The sequence below is a fragment of the Thalassorhabdus alkalitolerans genome (assembly GCF_042656525.1).
GTDB classification, from domain to species: domain Bacteria; phylum Bacillota; class Bacilli; order Bacillales; family Marinococcaceae; genus Thalassorhabdus; species Thalassorhabdus alkalitolerans.
The window spans coordinates 460029-475125 of sequence record NZ_JBHSOZ010000002.1 but is presented as its reverse complement, the minus strand read 5'-3'; the positions used below and the strand labels follow the sequence as shown (position 1 = coordinate 475125).

At 42.1% G+C, this 15097-nt stretch carries 18 protein-coding genes; 10 read left to right on the top strand and 8 right to left on the bottom strand.

Features of this window, described 5'->3' with window-relative positions; genetic code table 11:
* Positions 1 to 12: 12 nt before the first annotated feature.
* The gene (locus ACFPU1_RS02205) at positions 13 to 354 is read left to right on the top strand and encodes a MerR family transcriptional regulator (protein ID WP_054636277.1); all 342 of its coding nucleotides are present in this window, start codon (positions 13 to 15) and stop codon (positions 352 to 354) included.
* 46 nt (positions 355 to 400) lie between these two features.
* The gene (locus ACFPU1_RS02200) at positions 401 to 589 is read left to right on the top strand and encodes a hypothetical protein (RefSeq protein WP_385938052.1); all 189 of its coding nucleotides are present in this window, start codon (positions 401 to 403) and stop codon (positions 587 to 589) included.
* A gap of 79 nt (positions 590 to 668) precedes the next feature.
* Here ACFPU1_RS02200 and ACFPU1_RS02195 read toward each other — a convergent pair whose 3' ends face one another.
* Positions 669 to 1178, bottom strand: a complete 510-nt coding sequence (locus tag ACFPU1_RS02195) for an RsfA family transcriptional regulator (RefSeq protein ID WP_054636279.1) — start codon at positions 1176 to 1178, stop codon at positions 669 to 671.
* A 682-nt stretch (positions 1179 to 1860) separates the two neighbouring features.
* Between ACFPU1_RS02195 and ACFPU1_RS02190 the strand changes: the two genes are divergently transcribed.
* From ACFPU1_RS02190 to ACFPU1_RS02155, 8 genes are all read left to right on the top strand, one after another.
* Entirely contained in the window at positions 1861 to 2025 is a 165-nt protein-coding gene (locus ACFPU1_RS02190; RefSeq protein ID WP_385938049.1) for a hypothetical protein, read from the top strand.
* A gap of 93 nt (positions 2026 to 2118) precedes the next feature.
* Positions 2119 to 2418 (top strand): general stress protein, encoded by a 300-nt coding sequence (locus ACFPU1_RS02185; RefSeq protein WP_385938046.1) that lies wholly within the window; start codon positions 2119 to 2121, stop codon positions 2416 to 2418.
* 87 nt (positions 2419 to 2505) lie between these two features.
* Complete coding sequence (locus ACFPU1_RS02180) at positions 2506 to 2901, top strand: glucose starvation-inducible protein B (protein WP_385938043.1); 396 nt, start codon at positions 2506 to 2508, stop codon at positions 2899 to 2901.
* An 86-nt stretch (positions 2902 to 2987) separates the two neighbouring features.
* Positions 2988 to 3314 (top strand): KGG domain-containing protein, encoded by a 327-nt coding sequence (locus tag ACFPU1_RS02175; RefSeq protein ID WP_054636280.1) that lies wholly within the window; start codon positions 2988 to 2990, stop codon positions 3312 to 3314.
* A 193-nt stretch (positions 3315 to 3507) separates the two neighbouring features.
* On the top strand, positions 3508 to 4437 hold the full coding sequence (thpD, locus tag ACFPU1_RS02170) for an ectoine hydroxylase (RefSeq protein WP_385938039.1): 930 nt from the start codon (positions 3508 to 3510) through the stop codon (positions 4435 to 4437).
* Positions 4438 to 4744: 307 nt separating this feature from the next.
* Entirely contained in the window at positions 4745 to 5401 is a 657-nt protein-coding gene (locus ACFPU1_RS02165; RefSeq protein ID WP_385938036.1) for a FusB/FusC family EF-G-binding protein, read from the top strand.
* Between the two features lie 69 nt (positions 5402 to 5470).
* Positions 5471 to 5761, top strand: coding sequence for a DUF5327 family protein (locus tag ACFPU1_RS02160; RefSeq protein ID WP_385938033.1), 291 nt, complete (start codon positions 5471 to 5473; stop codon positions 5759 to 5761).
* Positions 5762 to 5803: 42 nt separating this feature from the next.
* Complete coding sequence (locus tag ACFPU1_RS02155) at positions 5804 to 6175, top strand: DUF423 domain-containing protein (protein ID WP_385938031.1); 372 nt, start codon at positions 5804 to 5806, stop codon at positions 6173 to 6175.
* A gap of 426 nt (positions 6176 to 6601) precedes the next feature.
* Here the strand turns inward: ACFPU1_RS02155 and ACFPU1_RS02150 are convergent, their stop codons facing one another.
* The 7 genes from ACFPU1_RS02150 to ACFPU1_RS02120 form a co-directional block, all read right to left on the bottom strand.
* On the bottom strand, positions 6602 to 8755 hold the full coding sequence (locus ACFPU1_RS02150; RefSeq protein ID WP_385938029.1) for an ATP-dependent Clp protease ATP-binding subunit: 2154 nt from the start codon (positions 8753 to 8755) through the stop codon (positions 6602 to 6604).
* Between the two features lie 528 nt (positions 8756 to 9283).
* A complete protein-coding gene (gene gerQ / locus ACFPU1_RS02145; RefSeq protein WP_385938245.1) occupies positions 9284 to 9817 on the bottom strand; it encodes a spore coat protein GerQ in 534 nt (177 codons plus the stop codon).
* A gap of 119 nt (positions 9818 to 9936) precedes the next feature.
* Positions 9937 to 10362: a cell wall hydrolase gene (locus ACFPU1_RS02140; RefSeq protein ID WP_385938026.1), complete on the bottom strand. Its 426-nt coding sequence runs from the start codon at positions 10360 to 10362 to the stop codon at positions 9937 to 9939.
* A gap of 188 nt (positions 10363 to 10550) precedes the next feature.
* Positions 10551 to 11303: a hydrogen peroxide-dependent heme synthase gene (hemQ, locus tag ACFPU1_RS02135; RefSeq protein ID WP_385938024.1), complete on the bottom strand. Its 753-nt coding sequence runs from the start codon at positions 11301 to 11303 to the stop codon at positions 10551 to 10553.
* Positions 11304 to 11436: 133 nt separating this feature from the next.
* Positions 11437 to 12189 carry an enoyl-CoA hydratase/isomerase family protein gene (locus ACFPU1_RS02130; protein ID WP_385938021.1) on the bottom strand — a complete coding sequence of 251 codons (753 nt, stop codon included), beginning with the start codon at positions 12187 to 12189 and terminating at the stop codon, positions 11437 to 11439.
* 56 nt (positions 12190 to 12245) lie between these two features.
* Complete coding sequence (locus ACFPU1_RS02125; protein ID WP_385938018.1) at positions 12246 to 14171, bottom strand: oxidoreductase; 1926 nt, start codon at positions 14169 to 14171, stop codon at positions 12246 to 12248.
* Between the two features lie 74 nt (positions 14172 to 14245).
* Positions 14246 to 14839, bottom strand: coding sequence for a TetR/AcrR family transcriptional regulator (locus ACFPU1_RS02120; protein ID WP_385938015.1), 594 nt, complete (start codon positions 14837 to 14839; stop codon positions 14246 to 14248).
* Between the last annotated feature and the right edge of the window lie 258 nt (positions 14840 to 15097).

The window sequence follows — 15097 nt, the reverse complement described above, 5'->3', positions numbered from 1 at the left end:
GGAGGAATGGATGTGAGTGACCATATACCGCGTGAAACCGCTTTTTTTCCCATCAGTGTGGTCCAGGAGATTACTTCATTGACTGCCAGGCAAATTAGGTATTATGAGGAGCAGGGTTTAATTAAGCCGGTAAGAAATCGGGGAAACCAACGTCTCTTTTCACTTGAGGATATAGATCATTGTGCAGAAATCAAGAGTTTGATTGATAAAGGATTAAATATTGCAGGGATTAAAGCTATATTAGAAGCAAGGCAAACTGCTCCCGATAAAACATCCCCCCGTAAAAAAATAGTAAAAAAAGAAGAAATAGAACATTTATTAGAACAGTGGCAAATGAAAAAAGGATTAAAATAGAGCTGTTTAACTTTTCCATTCAAAGGGAAAGTGGAGGATGGAGGTGATGTCATTGGCTTATATTGTCATTGATAATTTACAAATTCCCGCTCAAAAATTTGAAGAGAAAAATGAAGCTCTTAATGTTTCAAAGGATAAAGAAGTTGTAGTGGAAGATAACAACGAAAGATACTGGGTTATTGATGAAGAAAACTACGCAAAAGTAGAGCCCTTTGGATACTCAAAAGTGGAATAAATGCAGGCAATCATGCGGAACACCGGGAGAAGACCCGGTGTTTTTTATGTGAACTCCCTTTATGAAAGAAAGGAAAGGATCAGCCGGCATCTCTTTTTCTGGCACGATCCATTAATTCCATCAGTGTTTTGTAGTCCTTATACACCGCTTCATATTCTTCCTTTAAGTCGGCAATAATTGCATGAAGCTTTTTATTTTCAAGCTGAAGTTCGTTTCGCTGTGTGATAAGCTCTTCAAATTTTTCTTGAGAAAGTCCGTTGACAGACGAGGATATTTCTTCCAAATAGGATATGATATCGGGAATGGTGATAGTAGAAGCAGTTCCCGTCTCAGGAGGGGCTGCAGACTCTTTCCTTTTGTCTTCTGTTCTCATTTTCCTTTCTTTCTTAGCTAATTCAATCTGTTTTTTATTTTTGTCCCGTAAGATCGCATTCCAGCGAAACCCACAAGCGGAAGATGATCGGTTTAACTCGTCTCCCACTTCCTCAAAAGCCTTTAACTGGGTGCTTCCCTTTTTTATATGTGCAAGAACAGTATCCGTCAGCAGTTGATCTTGTTCCTCTGTCCAGGCATCACGTCGCTTATTCATGCAAATATCTCCCTTCTCCTAGTAATCTTAATATCTATTAATATGAACAAGAAAAACACTTTTAATACTAAATTTGAAAATTTCAATATCTTTTTCTTTTATGAAGTGTAATAGTATATTTTCATATTGTGGATGCCGAAAAATTACAGGAAGGGCAAACTACCTTTGTTTTGGCTGGAATAATAGCCAAATCCCTTGGAATCAGTGAGTGACAAGGTGGACGATTTATTTATCGCATGTGGCTGTCCATAGCTTGCCTACGTTTATGGCATGGGGGAAGGGTGTTTTAAGTAAGGTAAGGAAAAGAGAAGCCAGAAAAAGCACTCTGTTAAAGAGGATCTTGTACATAGTGGGTGGTAGCAGAAATGAAGTGGCTTGATTGAGAAAGCATTATTAAAACCAGGCAACCTCCTGCCCTTTTAAACTTTAGGGGAAAATTAACAATAACCAGGCGAAAAGGTGCTCACTGGTGGATTTCTGTCTACAGCTTTTTTCATTTATGAGTTTGAATTTAATTGTAAATGTTTAAGAAGTATTCTCAACGGATAAACAGCTATCAACAACAAAATAAGTCATTAGTAATGATTGTCAAAGGGCTTAGAAAAAGAGTGTTTATGCAATTACAAAAATAGGAATATAAAACACTGTAGTGGAAATGAAAAAATCAAGGAGGATGATTATCATGGCACAAAACAATAACAATAATAACAATAACATGAGCCGTGAAGAAGCAGGAAAAAAAGGCGGCGAGAAAGTAAAGGAAAAGTACGGTCAAGAGCATTTTGAAGAGATTGGCAAAAAGGGTGGAAAGAACTCCGGAAGCCAAAGCTCAGATTCCGAGAAATAAGAAAGAAACTTTATCCCTCGTTTCTAAATAAGAAGTTTAGAAGAAACTTCAAGTGGTATAACAGTGAACAATAAACAAAGGAGGATGATTATCATGGCACAAAACAATAACAAAAACAATAACAATATGAGCCGTGAAGAAGCGGGACGTAAAGGCGGCGAGAAAGTAAAGGAAAAGTACGGTCAAGAGCATTTTGAAGAGATTGGTAAAAGGGGTGGAGAAAACTCCGGAAGCAGCAACTCTGATAGTAACATGAGCCGCGAAGAAGCGGGACGTAAAGGCGGCGAGAAAGTAAAGGAAAAGTACGGTCAAGAGCATTTTGAAGAGATTGGCAAAAAGGGTGGAAAGAACTCCGGAAGCAGCAACTCTAACTCAGATAAATCAGATAAATAAGATAAACACCCCTCTGCGTATAGTTGGAAGTTGTAAGTGAGTGGATGACTGTTATTGAAATAATTACCTTTAAGGAGGATGATTATCATGGCACAAAACAATAACAAAAACAATAACAATATGAGCCGTGAAGAAGCGGGACGTAAAGGCGGCGAAACAACAAGCAAGCGCTATGATCAAGAGCACTTTGAAGAAATCGGGGAAAAAGGCGGAAAAACCACCAGCGAAAAATATGACAAACAGCATTTCCAGGAAATCGGGAAAAAAGGCGGGAAAACAACAAGCCAGGAACATGGTCAGGATCATTACGAAGAGATCGGCCAAAAAGGCGGCGAAACAACAAGCCGTGAGCATGGTAAAGATTTCTATGAGGAGATCGGCCAAAAAGGCGGCGAAACAACAAGCCGTGAACACGGAAAAGACTTCTACAAGGATATTGGTCAAAAAGGCGGGGAAAGCAGGTCTAACAACAATAATCGCTAACCCTTGCTAAAGGACTAGTCTATGAACAAGAGCTGTTTCGTGCAACTGAAAAATCATTTGATATTTATATGAGGAGGAATGTACGTATGGCACGTAATAATGATCGCATGAGTCGAGAAGAAGCAGGACGTAAAGGCGGAGAAAAGACCAGTCGTGAGCACGGCCAGGAATTCTATGAGGAAATAGGCCAAAAAGGCGGCGAAACAACAAGCCAGGAACATGGTAAAGATTTCTATGAGGAGATCGGTCAAAAGGGCGGGGAAACGACAAGCCGAGAAAAGGATAAAGAGTTCTACGAGGAAATCGGTCAAAAAGGTGGAGAAAAGACAAGCCGTGAGCATGGCAAGGAGTTCTACCAGGACATCGGTCAAAAGGGCGGCGAAAACTCAAACAATAACTCTGACAATCGCTAAGATTTCTGCTTCATAGACGGCAGATCCTGCCTATGAACTTGTCTCTTCTCAAAGCAGTTTTCAGGGTCCTGGTCAGAGGACCCTGATTTCTATTCTAGCATAGAGAATAGTTATAGAAAAGAAATAAGCAGGCCGAAAGACCCCCCTTTTTATGCATTAAAATTTGAATCTTTTAATTGGAGAGTGTTTAGCAATGCAAAAAGATTTATATCCATCCAGGAAAGGCGAAAACACGCGAATAATTGAAAGAAAAGATCCAGTAATTCATTCAGAATCAAGAGATAAAGGCCCTTTAAGCCATAAGGATCTTGACTTCTACGAAAATAATGGCTACTTACTCTTTGAGAAGATGTTTAATGATGAAGAAGTAGAAATCATGAAAAAAGAACTGGATAGTACGATGAAAGAGAATGAAAGCAGAGATGCTGACGATGTGATCAAGGAACCGGGAAGCAATGAAATCCGTTCTGTTTTTGAGACTCATAAAGATGGGAACTTCTTTCAAGAGCTTTCAAAAAATGAGCGAATTGTAAAGGTTGCTGAGCAGCTTTTAGGAGATCAGGTGTACATTAATCAATCCCGTATTAACTTCAAGCCCGGTTTCAAAGGGAAAGAATTCTACTGGCACTCTGACTTTGAAACATGGCACGTAGAGGACGGCATGCCGAACATGCGTGCAGTCAGCTGCTCAATTGTTCTTACGGACAACTATGAATACAATGGACCGCTTATGCTGATCCCAGGGTCCCACAAATGGTTTGTTTCCTGCCCTGGTGAAACTCCGGATGCTAACTATAAGAGCTCTCTTCAAAAGCAGGAGCTTGGGGTGCCGGATAATGAAAGCATGAAGTGGCTGGTGGACCAGGCAGGAGGACGCATTGACCGTGCAACCGGTCCGGCAGGATCTGTGTTGTTCTTTGAGTGCAACACGATGCACGGATCTGCAGGGAATATCTCTCCTTATCCGCGAAGCAATGTTTTCTTTGTCTATAACTCGATTACCAATAAGCTTCAGGAGCCGTTTTCCGGCAAAGAGCCGCGACCTGAGTTCGTAGCCAACCGTGAAAACGTGCAGCCGATCACACCGATTAGTGGAGATATCTCTTCTAGAATAAAGAAATAAGCAGTTTTGAAAAGGAACCTGAAAAAGGGTTCCTTTTTTAGTAAGCTGACAAGAGTTATTGTTTTAAGGAGAAAAGCTGGAGGAAGTATACCCTGAAAGCACGAGCGCCTAAATCTACCCATTTTCAGGACCTTCTTCGTAAGGAATCAGGAAAAGAAAGACGCGGAAGTGGAGGATTTCTTACACCCTTTTTTTAATTTAGGAAAAGAGAGGTTTTTACAGGGGAGAATAAAGGGCAGAGATAAGTAGACGCTACAAGAGAGTTCAGGCGGCACCTACATCAGCTTCCAAAAGGAGAGGGAACAACATGGAACCTTTTATTTATAACCACCAATATAACTTTATAAAACAGCAGGCCTTTCAGCTTCAAAAAAATTACCTTCAGGTAAAAGATGAATCAGTTATTAGTGCGGTGAAAGCAAATGCTGAGGAGAAAATACTGGCTCAATTTGAAGGGCTGACAAACCAGCAGAGACAAATGCTCGGCTTGATCATTGATCTGAAACAAGAGCAGGATTTTCACAATTATCTTCATTCCTTATCTTCCTATATCCTTTCGTTTCCATCAGTATCAGAAGATACACTGAGAAAGTTGTTTAAGAAAAATAAAAAACTAAACCTGCCTGATCTTGAAGAAATAGATTTTTCAAAACTTACTTATCTAGGGTGGAATGATATTAGCCTGCAGAAAAAATTCATTGTCTATGAACAAAACGGTGAGTGGATTGGAATTGAAGGAAAGTACACTCCAGTGCAACATAAAAATATATGCTTTTTCTGTCAGAAGCAGACCAAGGTTTCATTTGTTTCAGCTGTCACAAATGCTACAAGTACAAGTGATCCAAATTATTATAAATCACTAGGACATTATATATGTTCAGACAGTCAGGAGTGTAATGAAAATATTACACATTTAGCTGCCTTGGAAAATTTCATGGAAAAGGTGAAAGAGCCGACCGTGTAATTCTTCATTCCTTACCCGTCACTTTCCTATGTTATAATAAGGCAAAAATAGAAAGGGCAGGTGAGCAGAGTGAATATTTCAGCTCACACCATTATCCATAAAATACAAACAGAAGCCGCTCGCTTGCAAGAGCGCGGGGAAGATGAACAAGCGATAAAAGAGCATGCTCGTCTCATTCGAGCATATTGTGATCTCCTTTTAGAAAGCGAAGAAGAAACGTTCAGCAATCATTCATTGCCCCCAAAAAACTATCAGACCATTCAAAAACCCTTGATGAGTGAGAGCCAGGCGGTGTCCCCTCCTAAACAAAATAAGCCAGGGGAAACTCCGTCTTCTGAAGGAAGCCTCCTTGAATTCTAATAATCGCTGCAATAAAGTAAAAAGAAGTGAAGGTGACAAGGAATGTGGAAGATATTTGTAATACTCGGCGCAATAAATGCGGCTTTAGCTGTAGGATTAGGGGCGTTTGGAGCTCACGGATTAGAAGGAAGGGTTACTGATCGGCTGATGGAAGTGTATCAAACTGGCGTTCAGTATCATGTGATGCATGCACTGGGCCTTTTAGCCATCGGATTGGTAGCCGCATATGCAGGAGAATCCGCCTTGTTAGCATGGGCCGGTTGGGTGATGTTCGCAGGGATTGTTATTTTTTCTGGAAGCTTGTATACAATGACGTTTACAGGCATGTCCTGGCTTGGAGCAATTACCCCTATTGGCGGCATGGCATTTATTATTTCCTGGATTCTGCTTGTAGTCCATGTAATAAAAGCATAAGAAAAAGGCTTCCTAATGGTGCAGGAAGCCCTCTTCATTTCATTCACAATCCTTCTTAGCCGCTCCCCAGGCGGTAAGAAAACAGTGAATTGTACTGTGTCTGCAAAAGGTATTAATCCCTGATTATTTTCCTGATCGAGTATTCCTTTTTTACGAGAAAACGTACATAAAGAGACAGGTTTACAGTCTTCTATGAGAAGTATAGTAAGAGTAAACTTATGATTTCCTTAACCGAAAGACGGCGGCTCCAACGGGAAAAGCAACAGCTGAAGATCCCGCAGGGCGAATTTCCCGAGGAAGCTGAAGCGTTGCCCGTGGATAGCGTCCGTCTGTAGGGGGGAAGAAGGGTTTTTAATTTAATAATTCTCTAACTTATCTCTGATAAGAGAAAAAGGGCTTCCTGATGGTGCAGGAAACCCTTTTTTGTTATTGTTTTTTAACACGGATCTCATTGTTTTCTGTGATGACTTTAATATTTGTAAGCAGATCTTCTTCAAGCATTAAGTCAGCGATTCCGTCTTCTACTGTTTCTTCAATGACGCGGCGAAGAGGACGGGCTCCGTATGCAGGATCATACCCCTTCTCTGCCAGAAGCTCTTTGGCTTCTTTGCTGATATGAAGAGTAATTCCTTGTTCAACTGCTGCTTCAATGATATCAGCAAGCATAAGATCAACTATGGCAACCAGGTTTTCTTGGGTTAGTTCTTTAAAGCCTATAATACTGTCAAAGCGGTTTAGGAATTCTGGTTTAAAGTAATCTGTCAGACCTTCCATAACCTTTGCATCAGCTTCATCTTTGCTGCCAAAGCCTACCGTAATTTTTTTAACGCTTGAGCCTGCATTGGAAGTCATAATAATCACGGTGTCTTTAAAGCTTACTGTCCGTCCTTGACTATCTGTCAGCTGCCCGTCTTCCATAATTTGAAGGAACATATGCTGGACATCTGGATGAGCCTTTTCAATTTCGTCAAGAAGAATGATACTATATGGTTTGCGGCGGACACGTTCGGTTAATTGTCCGGCTTCTTCATGACCTACATATCCAGGAGGAGAACCAATTAGTTTGGAAACAGAATGCTTCTCCATGTATTCACTCATGTCGAGGCGGATCATTGCTTCTTTATCTCCAAAGATTTCTTTGGCAAGTGATTTTGACAGCTCGGTTTTTCCTACGCCTGTCGGTCCGACAAAGAGGAAAGAACCAATCGGACGGTTTCCTTTACGAAGTCCGGCACGGTTTCGGCGAATGGCTTTTGCCGTTTTCATGACTGCCTCTTCCTGACCAATTACCTTTTTGTTTAAACGCTCAGGAAGATCTTTCATTTTCTGCTGTTCATCCTTTTGCAGGCGGCGGACTGGAATCCCTGTTTTGTTCTCGACAATTTCCTGAATCGTTTCTACGGTGACGGCTGCTTTATTTGAAGAACTGTTATTTTCTTTTTCTGACTCATCTAATTGCTTGGTGAGCTTGGCTTCTTCATCGCGAAGTTTAGCAGCCTTCTCATAATCCTCTTGCCTTGTCGCTTTTTCTTTTTCGCTTGCAATCTGTTCTAATCTTGTTCGGATGTCGCCTGCATCTTCTTCTGTAAAGGAAAGATTAATTTTAGAGCCTGCTTCATCCATTAGATCAATGGCTTTATCAGGAAGGAAACGATCCTGAATATAGCGGTTAGAAAGGGTAACGCACGCTGTTAAGGCGTCATCAGAGTAGGAGACGCTGTGGAATTTTTCATAGTTTTCCTTTAATCCTTTTAGAATGCTTACTGCATCCTCAGTAGTTGGTTCATTAACCATAACAGGCTGAAAGCGGCGTTCTAACGCTGCATCTTTTTCAATCTTTCGGTATTCTGCAAGAGTCGTAGCTCCAATCACCTGTATTTCTCCTCTGGCCAATGCAGGCTTCATAATATTTCCTGCATCTGAAGAGCCTTCCGCGGAACCTGCGCCAACAATTTGGTGAATTTCGTCAATAAAGAGAATAACGTTTTTCCGTTCCTGCAATTCTGTGATCAGCTGCTTCATTCTTTCCTCGAATTGTCCTCGGATGCCTGTATTGGCGACTAGTGAAGAAACATCAAGCAAGTAAATTTCTTTATTTTTTAATTTTGCAGGGACTTGTCCTTCAGAAATTCGAAGTGCAAGGCCTTCTGCAATCGCTGTTTTTCCCACCCCTGGCTCCCCGATAAGAACCGGGTTGTTCTTATTTCTTCTGTTTAACGTTTCAATAACTCTTTCAACTTCCTTATCTCTTCCAATGACAGGATCAATTAATCCAGCGCTTGCAGCATGTGACAAGTTTTTTCCAAGGTCGTCTAATAGTCCGCCGCCTTGGCCTCCTGTTTGAGAGGCTTTTTCAGAAGGTATATCCTGGCTTCCCATGTTAGATTTCATGATATCTTGGAAAAAGTGGTCAAAAGGATTTGATTGACCGTGTGGATGAAATCCTGACGGCTGTTTCATACTGTTTCTGATTTTCTCGTAGCAATGATTACAAAGGGTAAGCTTTTGTTTGTTTCCGTTTATATTCATATGCAATTCAATTTGTGCTTGACGCTGTTTGCATTGCTCACACATTTTCATACTATTACCTCCTGCGTATTTAATGACTAACTGATAGTGTCTTTGTCATCAACGGGAATTATTTTACGGTAATTTGACCAATATTGATCTTAACTTTATTATAGTTTGACTTTAACTGACTTTCAATCCTTATGCTTTTCTACAAAGGAAAGCTCTACAACCATAAGTTACCCTGACTATAATGCCTGCTTATTTTAGGAAAGACCAAAGTTAATTCCAAAAGACGGGAAGGATTTTATGCTTTACCTTACATTAACTTTTGACTAACTTTGACCTTATAAACATTATAATTTGACCTTTGCTGACTTTCAAGTGGAGAACCAAAAATTTTTTTGTCCCGGATATAGAGACAGGGCGGCGGTGGGTCAACGGAATCGGGGAATATAAGGCCAAGTGCAGTTCCAGGAGAATCGGGTGGATTCAACTGTTAGAGGAAATCATGGGAAAGGGTTAAAAGGGAGTATAAGGATCAATAGTTTTAAGAGCACTTTACAATAAAAAAGCTCCCATAGCTGGGAGCTTTACGACCTACCTTGGAGCATATCCGGCAAGAGGAGGGACATCGTTAAACGGATAGTCATATTCAATCTCTTCTTCAAACACAATATAGTCTAAGTAAACCATTAATAATAAATACCACTGGCCGGTTTCAGGGTTACTGAGAACAATATGATCTCGTCCTGCTTCTTCCACAATTCCTTCAAATACCATGGATCCCCAGTCCGGATTCTGTTCAAACGTCATGTACACGGTGACTGGCTTTCCTCGATTCAGACGCAGAATGTTTTCTATATACGACTGTTCAAGAGGAAGCATACCTGGAATTTGAGGAAAGCCGGGCTGCTGTTGTTGAGGCGCCATCATGCCAGGCATCATTTGTTGTCCGGGCATCATCCCGGGCTGCATGCCAGGCATCATTTGTTGTTGTCCGGGCATCATCCCAGGCATCATTTGTTGTTGTCCAGGCATGGGCTGCTGCATTCCGTGCATGGGCTGCTGCATACCAGCCGTCATTCCAGGCTGCTGGTGGGCATGCTGGCCTGCTTGGTGGCCCCCAGCCATGGCTGGCTGACCTCCATGGGCTTGAGGACTTGGATATCCAGTGTGCCCTCCTGTCTGTTGCTGAGCTGGACCTTGCCACTGTTGTTCATGACGTTGCATATGCCACACTCCTTTTTCAGTTATCGATAAACCTCTGGACAGTCTTCCGGTCTGGGTGAGTAAAAGCAGTGAGCTTTAAATTGCCCCACATTTGGCTGGCCAAACCATTCATCAGGACACGGTGCATCAGGTCTGAAGAACCACAATGAAGCCTCAGCTGGATGAAATCTTTCCCCATTAATTAACCTGTTTGCAAGCCTGATTTCTTTTTCTCTGGCCCGCTGGTAAAAGTAGCCTTTCTGAACAGCTTCAAATCCTCCAGGTGACTGGAAAGCCATTTGCGGAATGGTGCGGATATCTACAAAATCCATACAGTCGGCAAAAACTCTGTTCACCATCACATTACCGGCTAAAAGCATCCCCAGTACTCCTTCACCTTCTGCTTCAGCCCTCATAAGTCTGGCCATGATTTTCCGATCTTCTTGGTTTGCTTTTATGATTGCCATTACATTCACCTCTTTTAGTTGTTGTTAACTAAATAGGCGCTGATTCAATTTATGCCTACCTCCCATACAATATGCTCGATAATAGGAGGTGGGAATGGATTTTCAAAAAGTAATAGAGTCATGTGTCTAGGGAGAGATAAGAACCAAAAAAAACCTTCCGTCCCAATAAGGCCGGAAGGCAGGTAAAGCTATTTCACATAAAGAAAAGATTCTACTTTTGATGGCTCCAGGAGGTTTCCAACGTAAAATGGTCCGAAATCTCCGTAACGAGCGGATACTTCATCAAAACGCATTTCATAGACAATCTTTTTAAATTGCAGGACATTATGGGCAAAGAGCGTCACACTCCACTCCCAATCGTCAAAGCCAGTTGAACCGGTAATAATCTGTTTAACCTTGCCGGCATACTTACGTCCTGTCATGCCATGAGCTCTCATAAGCTCCCGGCGTTCGTCCATCGGAAGAGAGTACCAGTTATCATTACCTTCACGCTTTTTATCCATAGGATAAAAGCAAATATGATTCCATTTTGGCAGAATCGGATAAATCCTTGCGCGGATCTCAGGGTTCTCTGTTGGATCGCTTCCATCCTTTGGAGGCATGTAGTTTCCAAGCTCCACCACAGATACATAGGAATAAGCAGGAATGGTGTAATCTGCAAGGCCGGATTTATTAAAAGCATTTTCAATTTCATTTAACTCTTCCATCGTCGGGCGAAGAATCATCATCATGAAATCAGCTTTTTGCCCAACGATTGAATACAGAGCATGGCTGCCTTCTTCATTATCTTCTACTTGCTGCCAGCCTTCTACCATATTTAAAAAATCATGAATAATTCTTTGGCGTTTTTCACTGGGTACTTGTTTCCAGGATGTCCAATCCATCGTCCGGAAGTCGTGCAGGCAGTACCAGCCATCTAAAGTTTGTGAAGCTTGAGCCACGGTTAAACACTCCCTTTGTTAGAATAATCCATGAATACTATACCATAAAGTGTTCTCTCGCCGAAACGACACACACTTTTTATGATCAGCTTCAGGTTCTAAATGAAGGGCTTGTCAATGATAGAGAGGCAAATTAAGATTTCTTTCCTTTCGACATAAAGGAAAGAAGCGCTTGACGGTGTTCCTCTGTCTGTCCGGCCAGACTTTGAGCAGATACTTCCATTTCAAGGACTTCAGCCAGGCTTTTTTCAAACCCTTCAGTCATGTTTTGTTTCATAAGCCCGTATGCTTCAGCAGGTACCGAAGTCAACTTTTGTGCGAAATCTTCAGCACTGCCGATTTTAGTGATAAGATTTATACGATAGGCTTCTTCGGCAGAAAGGGTTTCTCCAAGGGACAGCTCCATTGCTTTGCTTAATCCTACAAGGCGGGGGAGAAAGTAAGAGGCCCCGGCATCAGGTACGAGACCAATTTTAAGAAAGCTGAGAGCAAGCTTTGAATCGTACTCGGCTACCCTGTAATCACAGGCCAGGGCAATGGATAAACCGGCACCGACAGCTATCCCGTTTAAGTATGCAACGATTGGTTTTTTTATATCGGCAATAAACAAAATGAGGCGGTTATAGGTTTCACGAAGGTAATGGCCATAATCAAAAAGTTCGTCTTCCTCTACAGGAACGCTTTTTAAATCAGCTCCCGCACAGAAGGAATCTCCAGAGCCCTGAAGAAGGATCACTTTGACTTCTCCATCGTTGGCAGCTGCATTAAAGCAATCAAACAATTCATTATGCATGTCCAGGTTCAGGGCGTTTTTCACCTCCGGACGGTTTAAAGTAATGTGGGCAATGTTCTCTTTTTTCTCGTATAAGACAGTGTTTTGCTTCATGATATGTCTCCTCCTGTATTTTCGTGGTCACCCGCCTTACTTACGGGGTCATTTTACTATAATGCCCGACCGGTCATCGTCCCTTCATAAATTGCCTTTTTTGCATCAAGGCCAAGAGCGTGTCTGGCTCCCCCAATCACATGTACAGGCTTGCCTGTCTGGCTGATCGCTTCGTAGAGAGCAGGGTTTGGAAGCTGCCCGCTGGCGGTAATAACAGTTTCACCTTTGATCATTTTGTCCTCTCCTTCTATGGAGACAAGCACGCCTTCAGGTAGAACTTCTTTATAAGTTACGCCGCCGAGCATTTGAACTCCTTTCTTTTTCAATTCAAGAATCGTTGCCCACCTTGTCGTTTTTCCAATTCCTTTCGCAAAACGACTGCTTCTCTGAAGCATAGAGATGTCTTTATGCCCTTTTTCATATAAAAAGGAAGCAAGGTCACAGGCAATCCCGCCTCCGCCAATGATGACAACAGCTCCTTTTATGTTTGCTCTCTCTTCAAAAACATCCTGATAGGATATCACGTGTGAGTGGTTTATACCTGTTATTTCAGGAGTGCGTGGAATGATTCCTGCTGCTACTACAATTTCATCAGCCTCTTTGACGAGGGGATGGTCTTCAACAATCGTTTCACCAAGGTGGATCGCCACTTGATTTTTTTCGAGGACTGCTTTGTAGTACCGAATCGTTTCGTTAAACTCCGACTTTCCGGGGACAATCCGGGAGTAATTTAACTGGCCGCCGATTTCAGTTTTATTATCAGCCAGAGTAACCTTATGCCCCCGCAAGGCTGCTGTCTTTGCAGCTTCCAATCCAGCTGGTCCGCCTCCTATGACAAGAATGTTCTTAGCCTTGGCTGCGGGTGAAAGTGTGAGTGTGAGCTCCCGGCCAGCTTCAGGATTAACAAGACAGGAGGCTGATTTCCCTTCAAAAACATGGTCAAGGCAGGCTTGGTTACAGGCGATACAGGTGTTTATTTCCTGGAGGCGGTTTTCTTTGGCTTTAGTAAGGATCTCAGGGTCTGCCAAGAAGGGACGGGCCATAGAGATATAGTCTGCTTTCCCCGATTTGAGAATAGCTTCAGCATCATCTGGATTATTAATTCGGTTGGAAGCAACGACAGGAATAGGGACGTGGGCTTTAATTCCTTCAGCTATATAGACAAAATTGTTTCTTGGAACCTTCATCGAAATAGTAGGGACCCTTGATTCGTGCCAGCCTATACCGATATTAAGCAAATCCACGTCTGCTTCAGCCAGCTTCTCTGCCCACAAGAACGTTTCATCTTCAGTGGTACTGTTTTCAATTAAGTCAAGGCCGGACATGCGAAAGATGATGGGGTACTCGTTTCCTGTCTCACGGCGGACTGCTTTTGCAATTTCAAGGGAAAAACGGATCCGGTTCTCAAAATTTCCTCCCCATCGATCCGTACGTTTGTTAGTGACAGGAGAAACAAATTGATTAATAAGGTATCCTTCAGATCCCATAATCTCAACAGCATCAAAGCCGGCTTCCTTTGCCCGCCTGGCAGCAGAGGAAAAGGACCTTATTAATTCTTCTACTTCACTGTCTGTTAATTCTCTGGGCTGATCAGGGTTGATAGGAGACTGAAGAGGAGAGGGGGCAACCGGCTCAAGTCCGTTTGCGGCTTTGTATGCGTAACGACCGGCATGAAAAAGCTGCAGCGCAATTTTACCGCCGGCTTCATGAACTTTATCGGTAAGATTTCTCCAATGAGCAATGTCATCATCTTTATATATGGACATAAAGTGAGTGCCGCCGCTTCCTTCCGGACTCACAGCAGCTCCTCCTGTTACAATTAATCCCACATGTTCCTTTGCACGGCGTACATAGAAAGCCGTAAGCTTCTCTAAACCGTTTTCTTCGCCTTCAAGTCCCACATGCATTGACCCCATAATCACTTTACTTTGCATTTCCATTCCTCGAATAGTAGAGGGGGAGAAGAGATATGAATATGCCATAATCAGCCTCCTGTTTTATATTGAATATTCATTATAAAAACGCTTTCAAGTACATTATAGGAACAAGCCAGGTATTAATCAACATATTGTTTGAAAATTCTTATGAATTCATCTTTTAACACGCTGCTCCTTTCTTCCTGGGGCAGGAGCATCCCCTGAAAAGCAAGACCCATCGCCTGGCTTGTAATCATCTGAGAAATTGTTTTTTGCTCTAATGGTGTAAGCCGTCCTTCATTCACGCCATGTTGAAGAATGTCTTCAATAAAGCCCTGAAGGTTAATCAGGAATTTAGAGATGATTTGTTTCACATCATCATTGTAAGGAGACTGGGCAAGGTAATTTAAAAGGATGATATAAAAATCAGGGTTGTCCTCAGGAACGGCAGCCACCACTTCTAAATAAGCAGAGAACTTATCCCGGTAGCTGTTCTCTTTAGTCACAGCCTCTCTAACCATAAGTTCCGTTTCCCCAAAGGAGTCCTTCAGGACATGTACATAGAGGTCCTGCTTATTTTTAAAATAGTGGTAAATCACCCCTGTGCTTAGCTGAGCTTTTTCTGCTACATCCTTAATAGAAAAGTGATCAAACCCTTTAGAAAGCATGCAGGCTTTCGCAGCCTCTATGACTTGTTTGCGTCTGATGGGTTCCATCCCCACTTTTGGGCTCATTTTTTCCCCTCCCTGTAGTTGCCGTTATTTTTCCATTTTACCATAGGGAAGAGTAAGGGGTGCTAAAGTGATTCGCTTTCATGGAAAAAACAATTCAGGGAAGACTAAGAAAGGAGAAAACAGGGTAGAGAATACGTAAACAAGGCTCAAGGAAAATGTGATTCAGGTATAGGAAAGAGCAGCTAATAAAAATGAAAGTGATTATAGTATTATTATTCATATAAATGCATTAATATAACAAAGGTTATTATTTAAAAA

Excerpts from the sequence above, each read along its gene's own strand:
- ACFPU1_RS02200 (WP_385938052.1), top strand. The coding sequence starts at position 401 with ATGTCATTGGCTTATATTGTCATTGATAATTTACAAATTCCCGCTCAA.
- ACFPU1_RS02195 (WP_054636279.1), bottom strand. The coding sequence starts at position 1,178 with ATGAATAAGCGACGTGATGCCTGGACAGAGGAACAAGATCAACTGCTG.
- ACFPU1_RS02190 (WP_385938049.1), top strand. The coding sequence starts at position 1,861 with ATGGCACAAAACAATAACAATAATAACAATAACATGAGCCGTGAAGAA.
- ACFPU1_RS02185 (WP_385938046.1), top strand. The coding sequence starts at position 2,119 with ATGGCACAAAACAATAACAAAAACAATAACAATATGAGCCGTGAAGAA.
- ACFPU1_RS02180 (WP_385938043.1), top strand. The coding sequence starts at position 2,506 with ATGGCACAAAACAATAACAAAAACAATAACAATATGAGCCGTGAAGAA.
- ACFPU1_RS02175 (WP_054636280.1), top strand. The coding sequence starts at position 2,988 with ATGGCACGTAATAATGATCGCATGAGTCGAGAAGAAGCAGGACGTAAA.
- thpD (WP_385938039.1), top strand. The coding sequence starts at position 3,508 with ATGCAAAAAGATTTATATCCATCCAGGAAAGGCGAAAACACGCGAATA.
- ACFPU1_RS02165 (WP_385938036.1), top strand. The coding sequence starts at position 4,745 with ATGGAACCTTTTATTTATAACCACCAATATAACTTTATAAAACAGCAG.
- ACFPU1_RS02155 (WP_385938031.1), top strand. The coding sequence starts at position 5,804 with ATGTGGAAGATATTTGTAATACTCGGCGCAATAAATGCGGCTTTAGCT.
- ACFPU1_RS02150 (WP_385938029.1), bottom strand. The coding sequence starts at position 8,755 with ATGAAAATGTGTGAGCAATGCAAACAGCGTCAAGCACAAATTGAATTG.
- gerQ (WP_385938245.1), bottom strand. The coding sequence starts at position 9,817 with ATGGCTGGGGGCCACCAAGCAGGCCAGCATGCCCACCAGCAGCCTGGA.
- ACFPU1_RS02140 (WP_385938026.1), bottom strand. The coding sequence starts at position 10,362 with ATGGCAATCATAAAAGCAAACCAAGAAGATCGGAAAATCATGGCCAGA.
- ACFPU1_RS02130 (WP_385938021.1), bottom strand. The coding sequence starts at position 12,189 with ATGAAGCAAAACACTGTCTTATACGAGAAAAAAGAGAACATTGCCCAC.
- ACFPU1_RS02125 (WP_385938018.1), bottom strand. The coding sequence starts at position 14,171 with ATGGCATATTCATATCTCTTCTCCCCCTCTACTATTCGAGGAATGGAA.
- ACFPU1_RS02120 (WP_385938015.1), bottom strand. The coding sequence starts at position 14,839 with ATGAGCCCAAAAGTGGGGATGGAACCCATCAGACGCAAACAAGTCATA.